We start from the raw sequence: 4,568 nt of genomic DNA on the forward strand, positions 1-4,568 counted from the left end.
AGGAGATCGGTCCCTTCCGTCTGCGCAGCACCGACTCCGTCGTGCGCAACACCTCGCTCCAGCTCATCCAGGCCCAGCTGGCCGAGATCGGCATCACCACCAACATCGAGGTGACCGACGACCTTGGCGGCATGCTCGCCGAGGCCGACTACGACATCGCGCAGTTCGGATGGCAGGGCACGCCCTACTTCGTGACCGCTCCGAGCCAGTACTGGGACAGCGACAGCGGTAGCAACTTCGGTGGCTACAGCAACGACGAGGTCGACGAGCTCGCCGAGCAGGCGGCCAACGCCCCCGACCTCGACACCGCCGCCGACTACGCGAACCAGGCCATGGAGATCCTGGTGCCGGAGGCCTACGTCCTGCCGATCATGCACGAGCCGTACTACTCGTTCGTGAACACGGGCGCCCTCGCGGGCCCCGAGGACAACCTCCAGTCCAGCTACCGGGCCACCTACAACATCGGTGAATGGACCATCGCCGACTAGGGCGGTAAGAGCCCAGGCCCGGCTCCGGGGCACACTCCCGGGGCCGGGCCGATCCTCGCCCACCCCTGAAGGATCACTTCCATGCTCGTTTACACGATGCGACGCGTCCTGGGCGCGATTCCCGTGCTGGTCCTCGCATCCATCCTCACGTTCGTGATGATCGACATCTCCGGCGACCCGCTCGCGGATCTCCGGATGCAGCAGCCACCACCCACCGAAGCGGTCATCGAGCAGGCGGAGGAACGCCTCTACCTGGACCGGTCCATGCCCGAGCGGTACTGGCTGTGGATGACCGGGGTCGGCGGCAACGGCGACATCGGTCTGCTCCAAGGAGAGTTCGGCCCGTCCACCCAGGGGCCGCAGTACGAGATCGGCCCCGCCATCGCCGAGCGTCTGTGGACGACCCTGCGTCTGGTCGGCGCGGCAATGGTCTTCGCGTTGGGACTGGCGATCATCACCGGTGTCATCAGCGCCCTGCGCCAGTACTCCAAACTCGACTACACGCTCACCTTCGTCGGCTTCCTGGCCCTGGCGATGCCGACCTTCTGGCTCGCGGGCATCATGCAGGCGGCCGGCGTCAAGTTCAACCTCCTGGTGGGCGAGCAGATATTCGCCACCATCGGTGACGGACGCTTCCGGGCCCAGGGCGAACCGCTGGGCGACCAGCTCCTCAACGCCTTCGCCCACATGGCGCTGCCGACACTCGTGCTCATGCTGATCAGCTTCGCCTCGTGGAGTCGCTACCAGCGCACCTCCATGCTCGAAGTGATGAACAGCGACTACGTGCGTCTGGCCCGGGCCAAGGGGCTGCGCAACCACGTGGTCATCCGACGCCACGCCCTGCGTACCGCGCTGATCCCCCTGACGACGGTCGTCGCCATCAGCGTCGCGGGCGTGATCGACGGCGCCATCCTGACCGAGGTGGTCTTCCAGTGGCGCGGCCTCGGCGACTTCTTCATCACGGCGGTCGACAACAACGACTCCTACGCGCTGATGGGCTGGTTGTTGCTCAGCGGTGTCATCGTGATCCTGGCCAACCTCGTCGCCGATCTGCTGTACGCCGTGCTCGACCCAAGGATCCGCTATGAGTGAGAACGGCATGTTCGGGAGCGCCCGCAAGGGGGCGAAGAAGAAGGACAGTGCCGACCGGACCCAGCTGCAGACGATCCTGATCAGGTTCACGCGGCACCGTCCGGCGATGATCAGCCTGATCCTACTGGTCCTGATCGTCCTGTTCGCGTTCGTGGGGCCCTACTTCTGGATCTGGGACCACACCGTCTACAAGGAGATCCCCAGCAACCTGCCGCCGGGCGGCGATCACCCGTTGGGAAGCTCCGCGGCCGGGAACGACGTCCTCGCCCAGCTCATGCGCGGGGCCCAGCAGACCCTGAAGGTCGCCTTCACCGTCTCGCTGGTCTCCACCGTCGTCGGCTCCATGTGGGGCGCCACGGCCGGGTACTACGGTGGCCGCGTCGACGCGTTGATGATGCGCGTCGTCGACATCTTCCTCATCGTCCCGCTGCTGGTCGCCGCCGCTGCGATCGCGGGAAACACCGGTGCGGGGGCCTCCTGGTCCGCCATCGCCATGATCATCGCGATCTTCTCGTGGGCGACCATCGCGCGCGTGGTCCGCGGTGTCGTGCTGTCCCTGCGGGAACAGGAGTTCGTGGAGGCGGCCCGGGCATCGGGGGCCTCCGCGCCGTGGATCATCGTTCGGCACCTGCTGCCCAACGCGGCCGGACCGATCATCGTCGCCGCCACCCTGCTGGTGGCCGTGGCCATCCTCGCCGAGGCGGGCATGTCCTTCCTGGGGCTGGGCATCCAGCTGCCGGACATCTCGCTCGGCCAGATGATCGGCAGCGCGCGCACGGCGGTGACCACGCGTCCGTGGTTGTTCTACCCGCCGGGTGTGCTGCTGGTGCTGATCTGTCTGACGATCAACTTCATCGGTGACGGCCTCCGGGACGCCCTCGACCCACGACAGACCAGGGTGCGGCGATGACGACTGAGTACATGAACGAAGAACACGCCACCGCCGAGACCGGTGACGACGTGGTGCTCGAGGTCTCCGACCTGAGCGTCACCTTCCCCTCCGACGACGGCCCGCTTCCCGCGGTCCGCGAGGTCTCCTACGTGCTGCGCCGGGGCGAGGCCCTGGGCATCGTGGGGGAGTCGGGGTCGGGCAAGTCCGTGACCTCCATGGCGATCATGGGCCTACTGCCCAGGAACGCACAGGTGGAGGGCTCCGCGAGGGTCCTCGGCCAGGAGGTCGTCGGGCTCAACGACAAGGCGATCAGCAAGGTCCGCGGGCAGAAGATCGCGATGATCTTCCAGGATCCGCTGACCTCGCTCAACCCCGTCTACACGATCGGCTACCAGATCGCCGAGGCGGTGCTCGCGCACAAGAAGGTGAGCAAGCAGGCCGCGATGAAGCGGGCGCTGGAACTGCTGGAGGTCGTGGGCATCCCGTCGCCCGAGCAGCGGCTCAAGCAGTACCCGCACGAGCTCTCCGGCGGTATGCGTCAACGTGTGGTCATCGCGATCGCCATGGCCAACGAACCGGACGTGATCATCGCCGACGAGCCCACCACGGCGCTCGACGTGACCGTCCAGGCACAGGTCCTGGAAGCGCTCCAGCGGGCCCGCCGGGAGACCGGTGCCGCCCTGGTGCTCATCACCCACGACCTCGGTGTCGTCGCCGGTCAGGTCGACCGGGTCGGTGTGATGTACGCGGGTCGCATCGTGGAGATGGGCCCGGTGGAGGAGGTCTTCTACCGACCGCGCATGCCCTACGCGTTGGGGCTGCTCGGTTCGCTGCCCCGACTGGACGGCGACCGCTCCGACCGGCTCACGCCCATCCTCGGAAGCCCGCCCTCCCTACGGGACCTGCCCTCGGGCTGCGGGTTCGCCCCGCGCTGTCCGATGGCGCGGGAGCGGTGCCACCAGGAAGAGCCGCGGCTGCTGCTCACCAACGGTGACACCGGCCGGGAGCCCTCCGAAGCGGGCGACCCCGCCGTGCACACGGCGGCCTGCCACTTCAGCGACGAGCTGGTGGGGGTGGAGGCGACCGACCTGTTCCGGCCCGGTGAGGCGCGCCAGGAGGAGACCGAGGACGAATCGGAACCGGGGACCCCCGCGGAACCGGAGGTGCTGCTCAGCGCCACCGACCTGGTCAAGCACTTCCCGATCCGCTCCAAGGGCATCCTGCGTCGCAAGGTCGGAGAGGTACAGGCGGTCTCGGGTATCTCGCTGGACCTGCGGGAGAAGGAGACCCTCGCACTGGTGGGGGAGTCGGGCTGTGGCAAGTCCACCACGGCGCGGCTGCTGCTCAACCTCATCCGACTCACCTCGGGCGAGGTGACGTACATGGGCCGACCCGTGCACGGTCTCTCCGACCGGCGGATGCGTCCGCTCCGCAAGGACCTGCAGCTGGTCTTCCAGGACCCGTTCGCCTCCCTGGACCCGCGCATGACCGTCTCGGACATCATCGGCGAACCGATGCGCATCCACGGGGACGGGCACCGCGACGCGCGCAGGCGGGTCAAGGAGCTCCTGGAACTGGTGGGGCTCAACCCCGAGCACGGTTCGCGGTATCCGCACGAGTTCTCGGGCGGTCAAAGACAGCGCATCGGCGTGGCCCGTGCCCTGTCGCTCAACCCGCGGGTGCTGGTCCTGGACGAGCCGGTGTCGGCCTTGGACGTGTCCATCCAGGCGGGTGTGATCAACCTGTTGGAGGACCTCCAGGACGAGCTGGGGCTGTCGTACCTGTTCGTCTCGCACGACCTGTCGGTGGTCAAGCACATCGCCGACCGGGTGGCCGTGATGTACCTCGGCAAGATGGTGGAGACGGCCACGACGGAACAGTTGTTCAGCTCTCCCGCGCACCCGTACACCCAGGCGTTGATCTCCGCGATCCCGCTGCCCGACCCGATCAAGGAGCGGACCAGGGAACGGATCATCGTCACGGGCGACATCCCGAGCCCGGCGAACCCGCCCTCGGGGTGCCGCTTCCGGACCCGATGCCCGAAGTTCGCGAACGAGCTCTCCGACGCCGAACGGACCAAGTGCGTCGAGGAACCA

3 protein-coding genes and 1 pseudogene are annotated in these 4,568 nt (G+C 67.6%); all 4 read left to right on the top strand.

Annotation, left to right across the window (positions count from 1 at the left end):
* Positions 1–488: pseudogene (locus K8V84_RS21670) on the top strand (ABC transporter family substrate-binding protein); the annotation flags it as partial.
* An 81-nt stretch (positions 489–569) separates the two neighbouring features.
* Positions 570–1,580 (top strand): ABC transporter permease, encoded by a 1,011-nt coding sequence (locus tag K8V84_RS21675; protein ID WP_304078011.1) that lies wholly within the window; start codon positions 570–572, stop codon positions 1,578–1,580.
* Positions 1,573–2,490 carry an ABC transporter permease gene (locus K8V84_RS21680; RefSeq protein ID WP_304078013.1) on the top strand — a complete coding sequence of 306 codons (918 nt, stop codon included), beginning with the start codon at positions 1,573–1,575 and terminating at the stop codon, positions 2,488–2,490. The genes K8V84_RS21675 and K8V84_RS21680 overlap by 8 nt, the downstream gene beginning before the upstream one ends.
* The coding region (locus K8V84_RS21685; protein WP_304078015.1) for an ABC transporter ATP-binding protein at positions 2,487–4,568 on the top strand (2,082 nt) is incomplete at its 3' end. The genes K8V84_RS21680 and K8V84_RS21685, both read left to right, overlap by 4 nt.

Source organism: Nocardiopsis listeri, from assembly GCF_020741345.1.
Classification (GTDB): Bacteria; Actinomycetota; Actinomycetes; order Streptosporangiales; family Streptosporangiaceae; genus Nocardiopsis; species Nocardiopsis listeri_A.

Excerpts from the sequence above, each read along its gene's own strand:
- K8V84_RS21675 (WP_304078011.1), top strand. The coding sequence starts at position 570 with ATGCTCGTTTACACGATGCGACGCGTCCTGGGCGCGATTCCCGTGCTG.
- K8V84_RS21680 (WP_304078013.1), top strand. The coding sequence starts at position 1,573 with ATGAGTGAGAACGGCATGTTCGGGAGCGCCCGCAAGGGGGCGAAGAAG.